The sequence below is a fragment of the Microbacterium sp. Leaf159 genome, from assembly GCF_001423615.1.
Lineage (GTDB): Bacteria > Actinomycetota > Actinomycetes > Actinomycetales > Microbacteriaceae > Microbacterium.
Map to the genome: position 1 here is coordinate 102,270 of NZ_LMOU01000003.1, position 21,003 is coordinate 123,272.

The following is a 21,003-nucleotide window of genomic DNA, read 5'->3' on the forward strand; positions in this document are numbered from 1 at the left end:
CGGGTCTTCGAATCGCGCAAATGACCCTTCTTCTTGGCGAAACAGGGCCATTTGCGCGATTCGAAGGCGGTCCGTCCGTTCAGGCGTGGTCGCGCCAGGAGTGCTGCGGGTCGAAACCCAGCACCCGACGGGCCTTGTCGATCGACAGCAGAGTCTCGTTCGGGCCGAACTCGCGGGCTACCGGAACATCGGGGAAGACCTCGGAGAGCAGCTCGGCGTTCGGGCGCGACATGACCGTGTCTGCCGCGGCGATGATGAAGTTGTCGAACCCGGGGGCCGCCACCTCGAGCGCGCGCTGCACGGCCTGGGCGCCGTCGCGGGCGTCGATGTAGCCCCAGAGGTTCCACTTGCGGCGCAGGGCGTCGGCATCGAAATCGGGGAACTCGGCGTAGTCCGCAGGGTTCATGACGTTCGAGAACCGCAGGGCCGTGATCGAGAGGTCGGGGTGCCAGCGCACGAGCTCTCGCGCCAGCTGCTCTTCGAGCGTCTTGACCAACGAGTAGACCGATTCCGGGCGGGCCGGGTAGTCCTCATCGACGGGCACATAGGGCGGCGGCACGTCGAACGGCAGCCCCAGCACGGTCTCGCTCGAGGCGTAGACGACGCGCCGGATGCCGAGGCGCACCGCCGCCCAGAAGACGTTGAACGTGGCCGGCATGTTGTTGTGGAAGGTGGCGACGTCACTGCGGATGCCGGGGGCCGGGATCGCGCCGAGGTGCACCACGGCGTCGATGCCGTCGTGCCGGTCGCCGACGGCAGTGAAAGCATCCACGACCTGGCCGTAATCCGTGAGGTCGACCTGCACGAAGTCCGGGCCGCGCGTGCCCGCCACGTCCATGCCGATGACCTCGTGGCCGTGGGCGCGGAGCTCCCGCGCGACGACGCTGCCGAGCTTGCCCGATGATCCGGTGAGTGCGATGCGCATGTCACCAGAGTGGCACGAAGGCGAGGTGGCCGGGCCGCTCGGCATACACTCGTCGGCGTGAGTGACACGAGCAGCGAGCCCCGCCGCACCGTCGGCGTGCGCGACGTCGCGGTGCTCGCCGGGGTGTCTCGGCAGACGGTGTCGCGGGTGCTGAACGATCACCCGGAGGTCGCCGCCGAGACCCGCGAACGGGTGCTCGCCGCGATGGCCGAGCTCGGCTACCGCATGAACAACGCGGCCCGTGCGTTGGGCACCCGGCGCTCCCGCACCCTCGGAGTGCTGGCCACCGACGCGCTGCACTACGGACCCTCGCGCAGCATCGCCGAGCTCGAGGCCTCGGCCCGCGAGGTCGGCTACTGGCTCAGTGCGGCCTTCGCGGATGCGGGCGATGCGGATGCCGTGGTCGCCGCCGTCGACCACCTCGTGATGCAGGGGGTCGAGGGCATCGTCGTCGTCGCGCCGCACGCCCACACCCTCGACGCGCTCGACGAGGTGCGCATCGGCGTTCCGGTCGTGACCCTGCACGCCGCCGACCGGGGTGCGCGTGGTCTCTCGGTCGACCAGGCGGCCGGAGCCCGACTCGCCGTCGCGGCGCTCGCTGAGGCGGGGCACACGCGCATCGCACACCTCGCCGGCCCCGCCGACTGGCTCGAGGCCGAGTCGCGCGCCGAGGGGTTCGCCGCCGAGCTCGACGCCCGTGGACTCGCCGCAGGGCCCGTGTTCGAGGGTGACTGGACCGCGGGATCAGGCTACGCGGCGGCGGATGCCGTGCGGGACTCTGGTGTGACGGCGGTCTTCGCGGCGAACGACCAGATGGCACTCGGGCTGCTCGGTGGCCTGCACGAGGCCGGGCTCACCGTGCCGGGCGACATCAGCGTGGTGGGCTTCGACGACACCCCGGATGCCGCCTACTACTGGCCGAAGCTCACGACCGTGCGGCAGGACTTCTCGGAGTTGGCGCGCCGCGCGGTCGCGGCGGTGCTGGCGGGGAGCGCCGGGGCTGCGGCATCCGACCTGCCTCCCGTGGCGCCCGTGCTGGTGACCCGCGATTCGGTCGCTCCACCGCGCTGAGCCGCGCTGGATTGCGGGGCCAGTTCTGCATGTGTCGCGCGGTGCGGGGTCAGTTCTGCACGTGAATACGCCGTATCCGATGCGAAAGTGACCCCGCCCGAGACGGGAGATGCGAAAGTGGCCCCGCACACCGCCCTGCCCCGCACCACACCGCCCCGCCGAGCGGTCGCCCGCGTCTTGACGGCCCGCCGACCCTCGTGACACACTTCTGTGACCGGTCACAGTGACCACCGCCGACCCTGAGGTACCCGTGAGCAACGAAGCCCCCGCTTTCTCTGACGAGAACGTCTTCTCCCCTGAGATCGCCGCATCCATCCAGGCCGTCCGCGAGGACGTCGCCCGTCTGCACGGCGAACTGGTCCGCTACGACCTCATCGTCTGGACCGGCGGCAACGTCTCGGGCCGAGTGCCAGGCGCCGACCTGTTCGTGATCAAGCCCTCCGGCGTCAGCTATGACGACCTCGCCCCCGAGAACATGATCCTGTGCGACCTCGACGGCGCCGTGATCCCCGGCACGCCCGGCAGTGAGCGCTCGCCCTCGAGCGACACCGCGGCCCACGCCTACGTCTACCGGAACATGCCCGAAGTGGGCGGCGTCGTGCACACGCACTCGACGTTCGCGGTCGCCTGGGCTGCTCGCGGCGAGGAGATCCCCTGCGTCATCACGGCGATGGCCGACGAGTTCGGCGGACCGATTCCGGTCGGCCCTTTCGCGATCATCGGCGACGACTCGATCGGCCGCGGCATCGTGCAGACCCTCAGCGGTCACCGCAGCCGCGCGGTGCTCATGCAGAACCACGGCCCGTTCACCATCGGAGTCGACGCAAAGGATGCCGTGAAGGCCGCCGTCATGGTCGAAGACGTGGCCCGCACCGTGCACTACGCCCGCGAGGCCGGGCCCCTGATCCCGATTCCGCAGGAGGCCATCGACAGCCTCTTCACCCGCTACCAGAACGTCTACGGACAGAACTCGGACGCCCGACGATGAGCGACACGACCCCCACCCCCAGCAACGAGGCGACCACCGCCCGCGACGACATCGCCGCCGGCCGCACGAGCCTCGGCATCGAGCTCGGCTCCACGCGCATCAAGGCCTGCCTGATCGGTCCGAACGCCACCGACGTGCTCGCCACCGGTTCGTTCGCCTGGGAGAACCGGCTCGAGGACGGACTCTGGACGTACGCGATCGACGAGGTCTGGGCCGGCCTCCAGGCCGCATATGCAGAGCTCGTCGCCGACGCGGAGAACCGTCACGGCGTGCGGCCCGAGACCTTCGGAGCGATCGGCATCTCGGCCATGATGCACGGCTACCTCGCGTTCGACGCGCAGGGCGAGCTGCTCACACCGTTCCGCACCTGGCGCAATACGAACACGGGCGCGGCGGCGACCGAGCTGACCGACCTGCTCGGTGTAAACATTCCGCTGCGGTGGTCGATCGCGCACCTGCACCAGGCGGTGCTCGACGGCGAGGCGCACGTGCCGCAGCTCGACTTCGTCACCACCCTCGCCGGATACGTCCACGCGAAACTCACCGACGAGCGCGTCCTCGGCGTCGGCGATGCATCCGGCATGTTCCCGATCGACTCGGCCACCGGCGACTACGACGACCGGATGCTGCAGGCATACGACGCGCTTGCCGCCGACCGTCTACCGGCGAGCGCGAAGAACCTGTTCCCGACCGTGCTTCCCGCGGGCGCCGCCGCCGGATCGCTCACCGAGGCGGGCGCAGCCCTGCTCGATCCGACGGGCGCCCTGCAGCCCGGCATCCCTTTCTGCCCGCCCGAGGGCGATGCCGGCACCGGCATGGTCGCGACGAACTCGGTGTCTCCGCGCACCGGCAACGTCTCGGCGGGAACGAGCATCTTCGCGATGGTCGTCCTCGAGCGCCCGCTCGCCGAGGTGCACCACGAACTCGACCTCGTGACGACCCCCGCGGGCGACGCCGTGGCGATGGTGCACTGCAACAACGGGGCCAGTGAACTGGCCGCCTGGGCGGGTCTCTTCACCCGTTTCTCGGCCGCAGCGGGCCAGCCCCTGAGCGACGATGCAGTCTTCGACACGCTCTTCCGTGAGGCGCTCGACGGCGAGGCGGATGCCGGTGGGCTGCTCGCCTACAACCACCTCGCAGGCGAGCCGATCGCAGGCCTCACCGAGGGGCGTCCGCTGTTCGTGCGCACCCCCGACAGCGCCTTCACGCTCGCCAACTTCATGCGCTCGCAGCTGTACGGCGTGTTCGGCACGCTCGCGCTGGGGATGCAGGTGCTCGCCGCCGAGGGCGTCGAGCTCGACCGCATGTTCGCGCACGGGGGCATGTTCCGCACCGCCGGGGTCGCGCAGCGCTTCCTCGCAGGCGCCCTCGGTGCTCCGGTCGCGGTGGGCGAGCTCGCCTCCGAAGGCGGGGCGTGGGGCATCGCCGTGCTCGCGTCGTACCTCGCGCACGCCGAGACGCAGACCCTCGGGGAGTACCTCGACGGCGACGTCTTCGCCTCGGCATCCCTCGCCGTCGCAGACCCCGACCCCGCCGACGTCGCCGGCTTCACGGCCTACCTCGACCGCTACCGCGCGGGCCTCGCCATCGAAGCCGCCGCGACCACCGCTCTCTGACCCCCCGCGAACTTCTTCACGCCGACCGGAACACCGAAGGACCTCTCATGCCCCGCACCCCGCTCACCACCTCGCTCGACGGCTACGAGGTCTGGTTCCTCACCGGCAGCCAGCACCTCTACGGCCCCGAGACGCTCGCGCAGGTCGCCGAGCAGTCGCAGGAGATCGCCCGCATCCTCGACGAGGCCGGAGAAGTTCCGGTCACCATCGTCTGGAAGCCGGTGCTGACGGATGCCGCAGCCATCAAGCGCACGGCCCTCGAGGCCAACGCCGACGACAAGGTCATCGGTCTGATCGCGTGGATGCACACGTTCAGCCCCGCGAAGATGTGGATCGCCGGTCTCGACGCGCTGCAGAAGCCGCTCGCCCACCTGCACACGCAGGCGAACGTCGAGCTGCCGTGGGCCGACATCGACTTCGACTTCATGAACCTGAACCAGGCCGCGCACGGCGACCGCGAGTTCGGCTACATCCAGACCCGTCTCGGCGTGCCCCGCAAGACCGTCGTCGGCCACGCGAGCGACCCGCGCGTTCGCCAGGAGATCGCGACCTGGCAGCGGGCCGCCGCCGGTCTCGCGGCATCCCGTTCGCTCAAGCTCGCCCGCTTCGGCGACAACATGCGTTACGTCGCCGTCACCGAGGGTGACAAGACCGAGGCCGAGCTGCGCTTCGGCGTGCAGGTCAACACGTGGGGCGTGAACGACCTGGCGGATGCCGTCGCCACGGCATCCGACTCCGAGATCGACGCCCTCGTGGCCGAGTACGAAGAGCTCTACGAGGTCGTGCCGGAGCTGCGCCGCGGAGGCGACCGCCACCAGTCACTGCGAGACGGGGCCGCGATCGAGATCGGTCTGCGGACGTTCCTCGAGGAGGGCGGCTTCGGCGCCTTCACCACCTCGTTCGAAGACCTCGGTGCGCTGAAGCAGCTGCCGGGCCTCGCGGTGCAGCGTCTGATGGCCGAGGGCTACGGCTTCGGTGCCGAGGGCGACTGGAAGACGGCGATCCTCGTGCGCGTCGCCAACGTGATGGGCGCGGGACTGCCCGGCGGCGCGAGCCTCATGGAGGACTACACCTACGACATGACTCCCGGCGATGAGCTGATCCTCGGGGCGCACATGCTCGAGGTCTCGCCCTCGCTCACGACTGCCAAGCCGACGCTCGAGATCCACCCGCTCGGCATCGGCGGCAAGGACGACCCGGTGCGCCTGGTCTTCACCGCCGACCCTGGTCCCGCGATCGTCGTGGCGCTCAGCGACATGCGCGACCGGTTCCGCCTCACCGCGAACGTCGTCGAGAACGTTCCGCCGCGCCAGTCGCTGCCGAAGCTCCCTGTCGGCCGCGCCGTCTGGAAGCCGCAGCCCGACTTCACCACCTCTGCCGCCGCCTGGCTCACCGCGGGTGCCGCGCACCACACGGTCATGTCGACGGCTGTCGGGCTCGAGGCCTTCCGTGACTTCGCCGAGATGGCCGAGGTCGAGCTGCTCGTGATCGACGATGCGACCACGCTCCCCGAGTTCCAGAAGCAGGTCCGCTGGAACCAGGCCTACTACCGACTCGCGCAGGGGCTGTGATGACGAAAGCGGGCCGGCCGCGGTCGGGGCGCCAGCTGCGCATCGCCGGGCACGGCTATGAGGCCGTGATCGCGAGCGTCGGCGCCTCGCTGCGTGTGCTCACGTTCGAGGGACGCGACCTGGTCGTGCCGTTCGATGCCGACGAGGTGCGCCCCGGATACCGCGGCACCACCCTGGCGCCGTGGCCCAACCGCATCGTCGACGGTCGCTACACCTTCGGCGGCGCCGAGCATCAGCTCGCGCTCACCGAACCCGCCCGCGGCCAGGCGCTGCACGGCCTGCTCGCGTGGGCGGAGTTCGAGGATCGTCTCGTGCTCGACGACCGCGTCGTGCTCGCGGCAGTGATCGAGCCGCAGACCGGATACCCGTTCCGCGTCGAGGTCGAGACGGAATACCGAATCGACGCCGACGGCCTTCGTCAGACCGTGACCGCACACAACCTCGGGACGGATGCTGCGCCCTGGGGCACCGGTCCGCATCCCTATCTCGTCGCCGGCCCCGACGGCCGGGTCGACGACTGGACGCTCACCCTGCCGGCATCCGAGGTGCTGACCGTGACACCCGACCGGCTGAGTCCGGTGGCTCTCGAGGGTGTGGCGGAGCATCCGCAGTGGGACTTCCGCGCTGCGCGACCGATCGCCGACGTGTTCATCGACCACGCCTTCACCGGCCTCGCCCGCGAGGGCGGCGTCGCCGAGGTGCGCCTGGTGACGGATGCCGGAACCGGCGTCGCGATGACCTTCGACGAGCGTTGCCCCTGGGTGCAGGTGCACACGGCCGACAACCCCGAGAGCGACGCGATCCACCGCATCGGTCTCGCCGTCGAGCCCATGACCTGCCCGCCTGACGCGTTCAACTCGGGCACCGACCTCGTCGTGCTCGAACCCGGAGCTGCGCACGCGGCATCCTGGAGGATCTCCGCGGTCTGAGTCATCGGCCGGGGTCGGGCTTTGCCCGCCGTGTTCGGCCTGTCGGTGCGTTCGTTCCCGGGTGTACCGCTCGCGGTCGCGCTCGCGTTCGTTGTCGCGCTCGCGTTCGCGTTCGCGTCGCGGGGTCGCTTTCGCCTCCGATCTTCCGTGCGGGGTCGTTTTCGCATCCGAAACGTCCGAGTGCGGTGCGTTTTCGACCCCGCACGAAAAGGGAAGGGTGCGCACCGCACGGCGACGGTGACCGCGACCGCGACCGCGACCGCGACGGTGACCGCGACGGTGACCGCGACTGCGGACGCGACCGCCGGACCGCACCCCGTCGATCAGGCGAGAGCCGCGACCAGGGCCTGCGCTGCGGAGGTCGACGACTGCGGGTTCTGACCGGTGATCAGCAGCCCGTCGACGATCGTGTGATCGCTCCACGGGTCGGTGACCTCGATGTCGGCGCCGAGGTCGCGCAGCGCGGTCTCGAGCAGGAACGGCGCACGGTCCGCGAGGCCGCCGATGCGCTCCTCTTCGTCGGAGAATCCGGTGATGCGGCGGCCCGCGACGATCGGCTCGCCCTCTGCGGTGCGCGCGGGCAGCAGAGCGGCGAGACCGTGGCATACCGCGGCGAGAGGGCGACCGCCGGCGATGGTCGCGGCGATGAGCGCGGCGGAGTCGGCGTCCACCGCGAGGTCCTGCATCGGGCCGTGGCCGCCCGGGTAGTAGACGGCCGCATGGTCGCCGCTGTCGACGTCGGCGAGAACCAGCGGTGTGTTGAGGTGCGGGATCGACGCGAGGGCGGCGGCATCGCCTTCACCCAGGCTCGACGCGTCGGCGACGGGCGCGACGCCACCCGGGGTCGCGAACACGACGTCGTGGCCTGCGGCGGTGAGCAGTCGGTATGGGGCGAGCAGTTCTTCGGCCCAGTAGCCGGTGGGGTGCTCGGTGCCGTCGGACAGGGTCCAGGTGCGGGCGCCGGTGACGACGAAGAGGACGGATGACATGGATGCTCCCAAGGGGTCGGACGGCGGATGCCGTGCGGTTGGCGATACCCGGGACAACCCGGACCGATGAAACCCGATTCCGATAGATTGACGATATGAGCGATCGAAATTCCGATGGGCTGCGGGATGTCGGACTGTGGCGCACCTTCCTCGCCGCGCACCGATCGGGCTCGGTCTCGGCGGCGGCTCGGACACTCGGGCTCGCGCAGTCGTCGGTGACCACCCAGCTCCAGACGCTCGAGGCGAGTGTCGGCGAGCCGCTGTTCGTGCGGCATGCCCGCGGCATCCGTCCGACGCCCCGGGCCGATGAGCTCGCGGCCAGAGTCGCCGGTCCTCTCGACGCGTTGGCGGATGCTCTCGGCAGCCGTCCGGCCGTCGAGCAGCCGGTCGTGCGCCTGGGCGGCGCCGGGGAGTTCCTGGCAACCGTGGCGGCGGCGGCTCTCGCGAGCGCTGTCGCCGACGGATTGCGGCTCGCGGTGACGGCCGGCCTTGCCGACGACCTGCTCGATCAGCTCAGGGCAGGAAGCCTCGACCTCGTGGTCTCGGCTGTGCGGCCGCGCGGGCGCTCGCTGCCCAGCGTGCCGTTCTTCGATGAGGAGTTCGCGCTCGTCGCATCCCCGTCATCGAGCATCGCGCCGTCGGCGGATCTGAAACCGGATGCTCTCGCCGAGGTCCCCCTGCTCGCCTATGCGCGGGATGTCCCGATCCTCCGGCGGTACTGGCGCCACACCTTCGGCATCCGTCTCGAGCGTGAGCCCGCGCTCGTGGTCGCCGATCTGCGTGCGCTCGCTGCCGCTGCCGTCGCCGGCGCGGGCGTGACGGTGCTGCCGACGTATCTGATCGCCGACGAACTCGCCGACGGCCGACTCGTGGTGCTGCGCGAGACCGATGATCCGCCCATCAACACGCTGCATCTCGTGCGTCGCCCCGGGCCGCTGACAGGCGGCGTCGCGCTCGTCGAGCGGATGCTGCGCGCGGCGGTCGTCGGCCTCTGACCGGCGTCACGGAGACTCCCCGTCGATGCGGGGTCACGTTCGCATCCGACTGCCGGTGCAGGGTCACTTTTGCATCCCACCGCCGGTGCGGGGTCACTTTCGCAGCCGAGACGTCCGATTCCGGTGCGAAAATGACCCCGCCTGGCAGCGGCGGCAGCGTGCGCAGGCGGCCTCAGCGGGTGAGCCAGCGGCGCAGCGACCTCGTGACGAACGGCAGCACCCAGTAAGCCATGATCGGGGTCAGCACCGCGGTCGTGGCGAGCACCCGCAGCCAGATCGGCAGCTCGTTCCAGCCCGGGACAGGGCTCATCGCATAGGTGAAGGCGAGGTTGACGGGGAAGAATCCGAGCCAGATCGACACGGCCTGCTTCCATCGCGGGGGAGTGCTGACCATCGCGACCGTCGTCGTCGAGCCGTCGGCGCGGGGCAGCGTGATCGTGTCGGTGGTCGGCTCGTCGAACCAGCCCTCGATGCCGGTGCGACGCTTCACGCGCTCGCTGCGCACGAACTGGTCGCCCGTCGACTTCCACCACTCCCGCTCGCCCGACTGCTCCCAGGCGATCAGCGACTTCTCGTCGGTGAACCGGTAGAGCATGTGCCAGACGTGCGAATCCTCGCCGTCGCGCACCCAGCCGGAGCCGAGGAAGCCCGGATACCGGTGGGCGAGATTCACGCCGGTCTGCACCCAGGCGGTGGCGGCGGCCACATGCTCGGGGTCGACCTCGCGGCGGATGGAGACGGTGATGGGTTCGCTGGACATGGTGCGGTCCTCGATACAGCGGTCGGCCCGGGTCACGGGCGCCTCGACGGTGGGGGGATGCGCCGGGGTGCGGGCGCATCAACGATTGTATTTCGGATGCCGGGGGTCGCCGTTCGTTTTCGCGGCGGGCGAAGGCGGCATCCCGAGGTTCTGACGGCGCGCGTGAGGCCGGATGCCGGGGGCGGGTGCCGGATGCCGGACGCCGGGTGCCGGGTGCTTCGGAAGGTCGAACGCGCCTGCGAAGGCTGGATGCCGAGAATTCGGCCTTCGCAGGCGCGCATGGCCGAGGCTGGTGCAGGGCAGCGAAGCGGCATCCGTCCCGAACTCGGCGAGGGGGGAGAGAATGGGACGCATGAGCACGCGCAGCGAAGCCGTCCTGATCGATGTCGTCCGCACCCCGGTCGGACGTGGCAAGCCGGGTGGTGCCCTGTCGGGCGTGCATCCGGTCGATCTCGCGGCCGGAGCGCTCGCCGCGATCCTCGAGCGCAGCGGCCTCGATTCGCGGCAGATCGACGACGTGCTGCTCGGCTGCGTGAGTCAGGTGGGCGATCAGTCGTCGAACATCGCGCGCCAGGCCGTGCTCGCGGCCGGCTTCGACGAGTCGATCCCCGCCGCGACGATCGACCGGCAGTGCGGGTCGAGCCAGCAGGCCGTGCACTTCGCCGCACAGGGGATCATCGCCGGGGCCTACGACGCGGTGATCGTCGGCGGCGTCGAGTCGATGAGCAGGGTGCCTCTCGGGTCGTCCGCCGCGGGCGGCTCGCCGATGTCGCCTCGTCTGCGCGCGCGCTACCCCGAAGGGCTCGTGAACCAGGGGGTCTCGGCCGAGCTGATCGCGCAGCGGTGGAACCTCGATCGTGCTGCCCTCGACGCCTTTGCGGCCGAATCGCACCGCCGCGCAGCCGCCGCGTGGACCGAGGGGTTCTTCGACCGCACGGTCATTTCTGTCGCGGAGGCCCCGGATGCCGTCGCCGACGAGACCGTCCGCGCGGGCACGACGGCCGAGGGCCTGGCGGGGCTTCAGCCCGCGTTCCGGACGGATGCGCTCGCCGCCCGCTTCCCCGACGTCGACTGGCGCATCACCCCCGGCAACTCCTCGCCGCTCACCGATGGAGCATCCGCCGCGCTGCTGATGAGCGCCGAGCGCGCCGAAGCCCTCGGGCTCACGCCGCGGGCGAGGTTCCACGCGTTCACGGTGGTCGGAGACGACCCGCTCATGATGCTCACCGGCCCGATCCCCGCGACGCGACGCATCCTCGAGCGCACCGGACTCTCGATCGACGACCTCGACGCCTACGAGGTCAACGAGGCCTTCGCGTCGGTGCCGCTCGCCTGGGCGACCGAGCTCGGGGCGAATGCCGCCAAGCTCAACCCGCGGGGAGGGGCGATCGCCCTCGGGCACGCCCTCGGCTCGTCGGGCACGCGCCTGCTCGGAACGCTCGTCGACCAGCTCGAGGCCGTCGGCGGACGCTTCGGGCTGCAGACCATGTGCGAGGGCGGCGGCATGGCGAACGCCACGATCATCGAGCGGCTGTAGAGGAGGCATCCGGCCTTTTCGAATCGCGCACTTTGCAGAAAGGGCGTCTGGAAAACTGCAAAGTAGGCGATTCGAAAGGGGGTCAGGCGCCGAGAGCTGCCGATACGCGCCGCACCAGCTCCTCCGGCCGACGCAGAAGCGGTGAGGTGACCTCGATGACGACCCACCCCGCGGCGCGGAGGCGCGCGAGTCTCTCCACGTCCGCCGCCCACTGCTCCCCATGCAGCATCCCGAGGTACTCGACGATGACACGTGCTTCCCGGTAGACCATGTCGACGCATCCGAGGAAGCGCCTGCGGTCGTCGTAGAGATCGACGTTGAGTTCTGGCTCCGGCAGCCCGCCGGCGACCAGGATGCAACGCACCCGCGTCTCGCGAGGAGACCAGGAGTCCTCGCGGACCAGTTCGAGGGCGTCTCTGAGACGTGCTGCTCCGCGCCGTCGCCCTGCGTCAAGCGTCGTCAGCAGACCCTCGCGCGTCGAGAGCGGTGCGCGCCCGGGCGTCTGTCTGCCCCGTCCGTCACGCCATACGCGACACATGTGATCCCCGATCGCGACGATGTCGAACAGCCGAAGTCCTCCGAGCGATGCCCAGGTCGCGGCGGGCGAGGTGACGCGCAGGCCGTCGTACATGGTGACCTCCGTCATGCTCGCCAGTGTCCGGTGGCCGACGATGCCGGTCGCCCGGGGAAACGGCGTGTGACCGGCGGCGCTGACGTGCACGTGGAGGTCGCTGTACCCGGCGATCGTGTCGTCCTCGGTGAATTCGAGAGGCAGCGGCGCGCCCCAGACGGACGCAGCCGTGTGATGGCTGAAGAAATGACCGGTGTGCAGTCGCGGCGCGTAGGTGTGTGCGCGGTGTACCCGCGCGCGGCGCTGTCGTTCATACGGATCCTCGACATCGTCGAACGTCGGCACGCTTCGGGCGGGCGCACGCACGCCGAAGAACGGTGCCTCGAGGTCGACACCACGCAGGCGATTGCGGCTCACGCCGTGCAACCGTGCGATGTGCACCGAGAAACCGGTGCCGATGAACTCGTCAGGAAGGTCGTCTCGCGGCGTCATGGTCGACACCGTGGCATGCCGCGGCGCTCGATGGATGCCGTTGTCCACAGCCCTGGCCGGTTCCCACTGGCTTCGAATCGCGCACTTTGCAGAAACAACGACCCGAGATCTGCCAAGCGCGCGATTCGAAAGGCCGCCCCGCGCGAAGCACGATTCGGAACGCGCACAGAGAAGACCCCCGCCGACCCGATTCGGCGGGGGTCTTTCGCGGTGTGTCACCGCTACGGGAGCAGACGCTCACCGTGGTGCGCGGATGACGTGACTACCCGATCCGGTCTGAGTCTGTGTCCGCGCATCTGCATTTGTAGTCGGTCGACATGTCCGGGCGGTGAACGGGTGGCGAACACGCGGCCGGATCGCGCGTCCTACCAGGCGTACGCCTCGGGGGCGGTGCCGCCGGGCCCGGGCCAGATGCGGTCGAGCTCGGCGAGTGTGTCGGCGTCGAGCACCACGTCGAGCGCCTCGACCGCCGAGTCGAGCTGGTCGATCGTCCGGGGGCCGATCACCGGCGCGGTCACGGCCGGCTGGTGCAGCAGCCAGGCGATCGCGACCACACCGGGACGGATGCCGAGCTCGGCGCAGAATTCTTCGTAGCGTTCGATCGCGGGGCGCCGCGCGCCGAGCGCGTCGAGGCTCGATCGCGAGCGATCGGTCTTCTGCAGGACACCGCCGAGCTGCCCGCTGGCGAGTGGCGACCAGGGCAGCAGACCCATGCCGTACTGCTCCGCGGCCGGCACGACCTCGAGCTCGACCGTGCGTTCGGTGAGGTTGTACAGCGACTGCTCGGTCACCGGGGCCGGGTAGCCGGATGCCGCGGCGACCTCGTGCACGCGCGCGAGGTGCCACCCGGCGAAGTTCGAGCTGCCGAGATAGGTGATCTTGCCCTGCTCGCGCAGCGTCGCGAAGGCGCTGAGGGTCTCGTCGATCGGCACCTCGCGGTCGATATGGTGCATCTGGTACAGATCGATGTGGTCGGTGCCGAGGCGCCGCAGCGAGGCATCGACCGATGCGCGGATGTGCACGGCCGACAGCCCGCGATCGTTCGATCGGGGGCCCATCACGCCGAACACCTTGGTCGCGACGATCAGGTCGTCGCGATTGCCGCGGTCTTTCATCCAGCGCCCGAGGATCTCCTCCGACTGCCCGGGGTGGTCGCCCCAGCGGCCGCCGCCGTAGACATCGGCGGTGTCGATGAAGTCGATTCCGGCGTCGACAGCGCGATCCAGGATGGCGCGCGAGGCCTCCTCATCGATCACGGGACCGAAGTTCATGGTGCCGAGAGCCAGGCGGCTCACTCGGGCGCCGGCTCGTCCGAGACGTGTGTGCTGCATCAGCTGTTCTCCTTCTGCGGTTCCTGCGAGTTCTGCGAAGCGCTCGTGTCGACGAACGCCCATCCGTACGCGCCGAGCTCGCGCCGCGCGTCCGTCGATCCGGTGAGCACATCGGCACCGGCCACCTCGACGGCGAACGGCTCGGCACTGTGGTTGATGACGGTGAGGATGCTGCCGCGGCGGGCGATCTCGACGTGCTCGGGAAGCCCCTCGATCTCGGCGGTGACTCCGGCTTCGGCAGCGAGCCAGCCGAGCACGGCGGTCATGCCCGCGTCATCGGGGATGGTCGCGAGGTAGTAGCCGTGACCTGCGCCGAAGTCCTTGCGCGTGAACGCGGCTCGGCCCTCGGTGCGGCCCTCGGTGAAACGACCGAGCACCTCGGCATCCTGCACGAGCAGCTCCTCGGCGAAGTACTGTCCGAGGATCCGGCCCGCGGGCCCGTCGAGCGGAGCCTCCGACTGACCGGGGCCGTCGGGCACCGCGTGGCTCGCGATCTCGCCGGCCGAGTCGGCCGAGCGCACGGACTCGGGGGGAACGAGCGCCCCGAAGTCCTCGAGCGCCACACCGAGCGCGTCGCGCAGCGAGACGATGAATCCGCCGTCGCGGAACGCGTCGTCCTGGTCGACGACGTCGCTGAATGCCGAGACGAAGAGGTTGCCGCCCTGGCTCACATAAGACGTGAGGTTGGCTGCGCCCTCGTCGCCGAGGAGGTACTGCTGCGGTGCCACGACGAGCGAGTATCCGCTGAGGTCGCTGGTCGTGTTCACGATGTCGACGGCGAGGTTCTGCCGGTGCAGCGCCGCGTGCCAGCGGTGCGAGAGCGTGAGGTAGTCGAGCACGATGGGGTGGTCGCGACCGTCGATGGCCCACCAGTTCTCCCAATCGAACACGAGCGCGATCTTCGCCCCCGAGGTCACATCCGGCAGGTCGGGCAGCTGGGCGAGCTGGCCGCCGAGTTCTGTGACCTCCCGCCAGGTGCGGGTGTCGAGCCCCGCCTGCGGCACCATCGCCGAGTGGAACTTCTCGCTGCCGCGGCGCGACTGCCGCCACTGGAAGAACATGATGCCGTCGGCACCGCGCCCGACCGCCTGGGCGCTGATCGCCGCCATCTGTCCCGGCGCCTTCGGCGCATTCGTCGGGCGCCAGTTGAGCGCATTGGTCGACTGCTCGGTGAGGATCCACGGCACGCCCGGCTTGAGGCCGCGCATGAGTTCGCGCGCGAACGCGGCCCCGCGGAACGACTCGGGGTCGTTGGGGTCGGGGTAGTTGTCGTCGCAGATCACGTCGACCTCGTCCGCCCACTTCCAGTAGTCGGCCGGCGGGAACGCACCCATGAAGTTCGTGGTGATCGGCTGCGTCGCTCCGGAGGCGCGGATGATGTCGCGCTCCATCACGTACAGCTCGAGCAGGGTGTCGGAGGTGAACCGCTTGAAGTCGAGCACGCTGGTCGGGTTGATGCTGTACGGCGCCTTGCGCGGCGGCACGATCTGGTCGAACGCGGTGTAGCGCTGCGACCAGAAGTCGGTGCCCCACGCGTGGTTGAGGGCGTCGATCGTCTCGTACTTGCGCTGGAGCCACACGCGGAACGCGTCGCGCGCCGCATCGGAGTAGTCGTAGTGCAGGTGGCACCCGTACTCGTTGTTGACGTGCCAGAGCACGACCGCAGGATGCTGCGCATAGCGCTCCGCGAGTGCCGTGACGAGCTCGGACGCGAGGCGACGGTAGACGGGCGAGGCGGGCGCGTACGCCTGGCGACTGCCCGGCCAGAAGGTCGAGCCGTCGGCATCTTGCGGCAGCATCTCGGGATACGCGGCGGAGGCCCATGGGGGAGGGGATGCGGTCGCGGTGGCGAGGTCGACCTGGATGCCGCCCTCGTGCAGCAGCCCGATGATCTCGTCGAGCCACTCCCATTCGAACTCGCCCTCTGCGGGCTGGATCCGCGACCACGAGAAGATTCCGAGGCTCACGAGCGTCACACCCGCTTCGCGCATGAGCCGCACGTCTTCGGGCCACACCTCTCGTGGCCACTGCTCGGGGTTGTAGTCGGCGCCGTAATGCATGGATCTCCTGGGTCGGTGGTCGCGATGACCGGGTGGGTGGGAAGGTCAGAGAGAGCGGGTCGAGGCCCGCACGACGAGTTCGGGGAGGAAGCGGGCCTCGATCGGATCGTCGGATCCCGCGAGGTGGTGCATGAGCAGCTCGACGGCCCGCGCGCCCATCTCTCGGGCGGGTTGTCGCACCGATGTGAGGGGCACGACGGCGGCTCCGGCGAACTCGATGTCGTCGTAGCCGACGAGCGATATGTCTTCGGGCACACTGAGGCCGCGTCCGACGAGGCCCTGCAGCAGTCCGAGGGCGAGGTGGTCGTTACCGGCGAGGATGCCGTCGGGGCGCTCGGCCGCGGGCAGATCGGCGATCTGCTCGCCGATCTCACGGCCGAGGCCGGTGTTCAGCGTGGTCGTCTCGATCAGCGTGGTGCGCACGCCCGCGGCGTCCGCCACCTCGTGCAACCCGGCGAGACGCTCGTTCATCTGCTCTCGTGACCGGGGACCTCCGACGAAGGCCAGGTGCCGGCATCCGCCGTCGAGCAGCGCCTGCGCCGCGATGCGACCACCGAGGCGGTTGTCGACCGAGACCGATGAGAACTCGCCGCGCGGATGCCGCTGGTCGACGAGCACGACGGGCACGCCCCTGCGGCGAAAGCGCTCAAGATACTCCTCGTGGTACTCGACCGGGGCGATGAGCACGCCGTCGACCCGCTGCCGCTCGAACAGGTCGAGGTACCGCGACTCGCGCTCGGCCGAGTCGAACCCGTTGCCGACGATGACCGAATATCCGGCGGTCAGCGCCTGCTCTTCGGCGCCGAACGCGAGGTCGGCGAAGAACGGGTTGGTGATGTTGATCACCGAGAAGCCGATCGCGTCGCTGCGACCCGCCTTGAGCTGGCGGGCGGCGATGTTGGGCACGTAGCCCAGCTCGTCCACGGCTTCGGCGACGCGGGCGGCCGCCGACTCCGAGACGAGCTCCGGGCGATTCAAGGCGTTCGAGACGGTGCCGATCGAGACTCCCGCCCGCTCGGCGACGTCTTTCAGACCGATGTCAGGCATGCTGCTGCTCCCTCTGCGTCGCGGTCACCGCGCGCAGGTCGTCGAGCAGCCGCACGCGATTGTCGAGTTTGGCGGGGGCCGGGCCGTGCACCACCACGACGCGCCAGTCCTCTCCGAGCAGGATCGCAGATCCCGCACCGTCGCTCCGCCAGTCGCCCGATTCGGCGACGAGTGCGATGCCGGCCTCGGCTGAGCGCAGCAGCCGTCCTTCGATCTCGGCTCCGGGCAGGTCGACGCGCAGCCCTCCGTCGACGGAGGCGACGCGGCCGACCTCTCGACCGTGGCTGTGCAGGGCGGCGCCGCCGGTCGGCAGACGCTCGAGAAGCAGGTAGCCGGAGGCCAGCAGCTCGCCGTCGTCGAAGCGATCGGCGAACCCCGTGGTGGCGATCTCGGTCGCTGCTGGCGCGAGCGCGATGAGTTCGTAGTCGAGCGCGGCGGCTGCGAGATCACGCGAGGGGGAGGATCCGTCCGGCGTCCCGCTCGGAGCATGTGCGGTTCCGAGCAGCTCGTCGATGAGCGCATGGATGAGCGCGCGCGTCCCCGCCGTGCGATAGGCCTCGACCCCGTGGCCGAGCGCCGAGTAGGCCACGCCGCCGCGACCGTCGGCTCCGCGGTGCGACCAGGCCAGGGCGTGGGTGATGCCGTCGTCGGTGTGGATCGCACGCAGTGCGGAGTCGTCGTCGACCTCGAGGTGCGAGTACCGCTCGTCGTAGACGCGGAACGGCGAAAGCGGCGCGGTCGGCTGCACCAGGCTCCATCCGATCTGCGGATGCATGGTCACCCCCGGCACCCAACGCCCGCCGAGCAGCTCCGCCCAGCGCGGGTCGTCACGGAAGGCGAGAGACGAGGAATGCACAGCGAGCAGCGGGATGCCGGCAGCCACGGCGTCGAGCAGCGGATCGAGCACCGCGCTCGCCGCAGACGCCTCCGTCGCGAGGTCGCCGCTGATGTTCATGACGATCAGTGCGGCATCCGTCAGCGTCCCACGGTTCGCGATCTCGTCCGTGTCGAGGTGGTGCACCGGCATCCGCTCGGCGAGCACTCCGGCGAGGGCGGCGCTGGTGGCTGCGAGACCGTGCCACGGGTCGGCGTGCGCGCCGACTCCGGTGACGATCAGGGCCGGGCGGTCAGTCATCGATCCAGGTCTCCTTCGACGGGCGTAGGGCCTCGAGCTCTTCCCAGAGCGCGTCGGGGACGACGGTTTCGGCCATGCCGACAGTCTGGTCGAGCTGTGCCGGGGTGACCAGTCCGCACAGGGTCGAATGGATGCGAGGATCGCCCAGCGAGCTCTGCAGTGCGGCGACGATCAGCGGAATGCCATGGCGTTCGCACGCCGCCCCCATCGCGTCGATCGCCGCGAGCATCTCGGTCGACGCCGTGGCGTAGTGATAGCGGTCGGAGGTGCGCGGCCAGTTCGCCAGGATGCCTCCGCCGTACACGGCGGCGTTCACCACGCCGATGTCGGCCGCTGCCGCCGCGTCGAGCAGGGCGTCGGCGGTGCGGTCGACGAGCGTGGCGCGGTTGTGCGTGATCAGCACGTCGAAGACGCCGGTCTCGACGAACCGCGTCAGCATCCGCGCCGGCCCTCCCGAGATCCCGATGAAGTCGGCGTAGCCCTCGTCGCGCAGTGCCCGCAGCACCTCGACGGGGCCGCCCGGTGCCATCGCGGCCTCGAAGCCGATGTGCTCGGGGTCGTGCAGGTGCAGGATCGGCACCCGGTCGATGCCGAGCCGGTCGAGGCTCTCATCGAGCGACCGGCGCATGCGGTCGGGATCGAACGAGTCGGTCTCGGGGTCGCGGTCGAGCTTCGTCTGGATCACGAAGCCCTCGGGAACGCCGCCCGCCCGTCGAACGGCCAGGCCGATGCGGCGCTCGCTCTCGCCGTCGCCGTAGTTGTTCGAGGTGTCGATGAAGGTGACGGGGCTCTCGAATGCTGCGAGGGCGAGCTGTACCGCATCCTCCTCCGGCACGGTCAACCCGTGCACGGGAGAGGAGACTCCCCAGGCGGCGGTGCCGATGCAGATCGGCGAGACCGACAGGCCGGTGCGGCCGAGCGTCCTCGTCGCGAGCGCGGTCGATGGATGCGCGCTCATTCGAAGGCGTCCCCACCGCGGAAGCGGTCGACGAGCACCGCGGCCAGCAGGATCACCGCGACGATGAGGTCGAGGTAGTCGGGGTCGATGAAGCTCACGTTCAGGATGTTCGTGATGCCCGCCACGACCAACAGGCCCAGAAGCGCGCCGATCGGGTTGCCGACGCCACCGCGGGTGATGGAGTATCCGCCGATCATCAGGGCCGCGTAGATCTGGAACTCCAGTCCGGTGCCGAGGATGTTGGATGCCGAGCCGAGCTGCCCCACATAGAAGATGCCGCCGATCGCCGCGCCGACCGCGCTCACGATCAGCGCGACAGTGCGCACCCTCACGACCGAGATGCCCGCACGCTGGGCGGCCCGCGGGTCGCCGCCGACGGCCTGGATCTTGCGCCCGATGCGGGTCTTGGAGACCACGCCGGCGGCGACCAGGGTCAGTCCGACGCCGATCAGCAGCAGAGTCGGGATGCCGAAGGTGGCGCCCTGGGTGACGTCGTAGAGCGGTTCGATCAGGGTGGTCGGCGGGGCCTGCACGACGATCGCCTGGCAGACACCGCGCAGCAGCGTCAGCATTCCCAGGGTGACCGCGAGCGGTTCGGCGCCGAGCCCCACGATCACGAACGCGTTGATCGAGCCGACGACGACGCCGAGCACGACCGTGATTCCCGCGGCGATCCACGGGTTCACGCCCGAGGCGACGATCTGGTTGAACGCGACGGCGCCGAAGCCCACCATCGAGCCGATCGACAGATCGACCACGCCGGCGAGCAGTGCGAACGAGGCGAGCACGCCCACGATGAGCGGGATCGCGACGGCGACGCCGACGATGCGCACGTTCGAGGCCGAGAAGAAGGCGGGGCCGACCGAGATCGCGCCGATGACGACGACGGCGGCGAGCATCAGGGCGATGCTGCCGACGGGACCTTTGAGGTACGAGAGCAGCTGGGGGAGGGCCCGGGGCGACTCGACGTCGGATGCCGGGGCGAGTGCCGTGGTCATCGTGCACCTCTCTTGATGCGGAAGCCGTCGATGCCGACGGCGATGATGAGGAGAGCGCCCTGGAAGATCAGCGCGAATGCCGGGGGGAGCCCGAAGAACGCGATCGACACCGGGATGGTCGAGAGGAATCCGACGCTGAGCAGCAGCACCAGGAAATTGCCCTTGCCGCCCGAGAGGCTGATGCCCGCGAGGATCACCGCGGCGATCACGATGAGCTGGTAGCTCGCGCCGGCGTTGGGGGTGAAGCTCGGCGTCACCGAGGCGAACAGCACTCCGGCGATGCCGGCGACCGCGCCCGCCCCCGAGAACGTGGCCAGCCGCACCCGACGCAGCGAGACGCCGCGAGCGCGGGCGGCCTGCGGGTTGCCGCCGACCGCGGTGAGGCGACGGCCCCAGCGGGTCCAGGCGATGGCGAGCCCCGCGAGGACGACGATCACGAGCATCGGCCAGAAGATGTTCGGGAGACCGAGGAACTGGCCGAGGCCGAAGGCGCGCAGCGCTGACCCCGAGGGGATCTGCGCCGACTTGAATCCGATCATCATGATCGCGAGGCCGCCGAAGCCGGTGGCGAGGGTCACGATGATCGGGTTGAGCTTGCCGTAGACGATGATGAGGCCGTTCAGCAGGCCCCATGCGCCACCGGCCGCGATGCCGCAGAGCACCGCGATGAGGTCGGGGATGCCCGCACCGAGCAGCGTGACCGTCGCCCAGGCGCTGACCACGAGCGAGACGGGGAGGCTGAGATCGAGCAGGCCGCCGCCGATGACGACGATGCCCTGCGCGACCGAGAGCACGCCCGAGATCGCCATCGTGAACGTGATGGCGAGCAGGGACTGGCTGGAGAGGAAGTCGGGGCGGACGATGGTGGTCGCCGCCGCGAGCAGGAACCAGACTGCGGCGATGCTCAGCGCATCGCGCAGCGTGGTGCGGGTCCCCGCGTCCGAGCGCGCGGTGCGTGCGCTCGGACGCGGGGCGGCCGGATCGGCCGTGAGGGTGGGAGTCGTCATGAGAGTCTCGTTCTTCTCGAGAC

18 protein-coding genes are annotated in these 21,003 nt (G+C 70.1%); 7 read left to right on the forward strand and 11 right to left on the reverse strand.

Annotated elements, in window-relative coordinates; translation table 11 throughout:
* Nucleotides 1-79: 79 nt before the first annotated feature.
* Entirely contained in the window at nt 80-925 is an 846-nt protein-coding gene (locus ASF80_RS18370; RefSeq protein ID WP_056313927.1) for an NAD-dependent epimerase/dehydratase family protein, read from the reverse strand.
* Between the two features lie 57 nt (nt 926-982).
* Here ASF80_RS18370 and ASF80_RS18375 point away from each other — a divergent pair, with 57 nt between their 5' ends.
* The 5 genes from ASF80_RS18375 (at nt 983) to ASF80_RS18395 (ending at nt 7,100) form a co-directional block, all read left to right on the forward strand.
* Nucleotides 983-1,996: a LacI family DNA-binding transcriptional regulator gene (locus tag ASF80_RS18375; protein WP_056313929.1), complete on the forward strand. Its 1,014-nt coding sequence runs from the start codon at nt 983-985 to the stop codon at nt 1,994-1,996.
* Nucleotides 1,997-2,297: 301 nt separating this feature from the next.
* Entirely contained in the window at nt 2,298-2,984 is a 687-nt protein-coding gene (locus ASF80_RS18380; RefSeq protein WP_056314027.1) for an L-ribulose-5-phosphate 4-epimerase, read from the forward strand.
* Complete coding sequence (locus ASF80_RS18385) at nt 2,981-4,600, forward strand: xylulokinase (RefSeq protein WP_056313930.1); 1,620 nt, start codon at nt 2,981-2,983, stop codon at nt 4,598-4,600. The genes ASF80_RS18380 and ASF80_RS18385 overlap by 4 nt, the downstream gene beginning before the upstream one ends.
* Nucleotides 4,601-4,647: 47 nt before the next feature.
* A complete protein-coding gene (araA, locus tag ASF80_RS18390) occupies nt 4,648-6,171 on the forward strand; it encodes an L-arabinose isomerase (RefSeq protein WP_056313932.1) in 1,524 nt (507 codons plus the stop codon).
* Nucleotides 6,171-7,100 carry an aldose 1-epimerase family protein gene (locus ASF80_RS18395; protein ID WP_056313934.1) on the forward strand — a complete coding sequence of 310 codons (930 nt, stop codon included), beginning with the start codon at nt 6,171-6,173 and terminating at the stop codon, nt 7,098-7,100. The genes araA and ASF80_RS18395 overlap by 1 nt, the downstream gene beginning before the upstream one ends.
* Nucleotides 7,101-7,423: 323 nt before the next feature.
* Here the strand turns inward: ASF80_RS18395 and ASF80_RS18405 are convergent, their stop codons facing one another.
* Nucleotides 7,424-8,089, reverse strand: a complete 666-nt coding sequence (locus ASF80_RS18405) for a type 1 glutamine amidotransferase domain-containing protein (RefSeq protein ID WP_056313938.1) — start codon at nt 8,087-8,089, stop codon at nt 7,424-7,426.
* Nucleotides 8,090-8,184: 95 nt separating this feature from the next.
* Between ASF80_RS18405 and ASF80_RS18410 the strand changes: the two genes are divergently transcribed.
* On the forward strand, nt 8,185-9,084 hold the full coding sequence (locus ASF80_RS18410; protein ID WP_056313940.1) for a LysR family transcriptional regulator: 900 nt from the start codon (nt 8,185-8,187) through the stop codon (nt 9,082-9,084).
* A gap of 172 nt (nt 9,085-9,256) precedes the next feature.
* On the opposite strand, the gene ASF80_RS18415 is transcribed toward ASF80_RS18410, so the two are convergent.
* Complete coding sequence (locus tag ASF80_RS18415) at nt 9,257-9,844, reverse strand: antibiotic biosynthesis monooxygenase (RefSeq protein ID WP_056313942.1); 588 nt, start codon at nt 9,842-9,844, stop codon at nt 9,257-9,259.
* A gap of 352 nt (nt 9,845-10,196) precedes the next feature.
* Here ASF80_RS18415 and ASF80_RS18420 point away from each other — a divergent pair, with 352 nt between their 5' ends.
* Nucleotides 10,197-11,381, forward strand: coding sequence for a thiolase family protein (locus ASF80_RS18420; RefSeq protein WP_056314029.1), 1,185 nt, complete (start codon nt 10,197-10,199; stop codon nt 11,379-11,381).
* 82 nt (nt 11,382-11,463) lie between these two features.
* Here the strand turns inward: ASF80_RS18420 and ASF80_RS18425 are convergent, their stop codons facing one another.
* From ASF80_RS18425 to ASF80_RS18460, 8 genes are all read right to left on the reverse strand, one after another.
* On the reverse strand, nt 11,464-12,444 hold the full coding sequence (locus ASF80_RS18425; protein ID WP_157521139.1) for a DUF559 domain-containing protein: 981 nt from the start codon (nt 12,442-12,444) through the stop codon (nt 11,464-11,466).
* 365 nt (nt 12,445-12,809) lie between these two features.
* The gene (locus tag ASF80_RS18430; RefSeq protein ID WP_056313946.1) at nt 12,810-13,775 is read right to left on the reverse strand and encodes an aldo/keto reductase; all 966 of its coding nucleotides are present in this window, start codon (nt 13,773-13,775) and stop codon (nt 12,810-12,812) included.
* Complete coding sequence (locus ASF80_RS18435) at nt 13,775-15,835, reverse strand: beta-galactosidase (protein ID WP_056313948.1); 2,061 nt, start codon at nt 15,833-15,835, stop codon at nt 13,775-13,777. The genes ASF80_RS18430 and ASF80_RS18435 overlap by 1 nt, the downstream gene beginning before the upstream one ends.
* A gap of 45 nt (nt 15,836-15,880) precedes the next feature.
* Nucleotides 15,881-16,882 (reverse strand): LacI family DNA-binding transcriptional regulator, encoded by a 1,002-nt coding sequence (locus tag ASF80_RS18440; protein WP_056313950.1) that lies wholly within the window; start codon nt 16,880-16,882, stop codon nt 15,881-15,883.
* On the reverse strand, nt 16,875-18,017 hold the full coding sequence (locus ASF80_RS18445; protein WP_056313953.1) for a ThuA domain-containing protein: 1,143 nt from the start codon (nt 18,015-18,017) through the stop codon (nt 16,875-16,877). The genes ASF80_RS18440 and ASF80_RS18445 overlap by 8 nt, the downstream gene beginning before the upstream one ends.
* Complete coding sequence (locus tag ASF80_RS18450; RefSeq protein ID WP_056313954.1) at nt 18,010-18,975, reverse strand: aldo/keto reductase; 966 nt, start codon at nt 18,973-18,975, stop codon at nt 18,010-18,012. The genes ASF80_RS18445 and ASF80_RS18450 overlap by 8 nt, the downstream gene beginning before the upstream one ends.
* Complete coding sequence (locus ASF80_RS18455) at nt 18,972-19,973, reverse strand: ABC transporter permease (RefSeq protein WP_056313958.1); 1,002 nt, start codon at nt 19,971-19,973, stop codon at nt 18,972-18,974. The genes ASF80_RS18450 and ASF80_RS18455 overlap by 4 nt, the downstream gene beginning before the upstream one ends.
* Complete coding sequence (locus ASF80_RS18460; RefSeq protein ID WP_056313960.1) at nt 19,970-20,980, reverse strand: ABC transporter permease; 1,011 nt, start codon at nt 20,978-20,980, stop codon at nt 19,970-19,972. The genes ASF80_RS18455 and ASF80_RS18460 overlap by 4 nt, the downstream gene beginning before the upstream one ends.
* Nucleotides 20,981-21,003 lie beyond the last annotated feature (23 nt).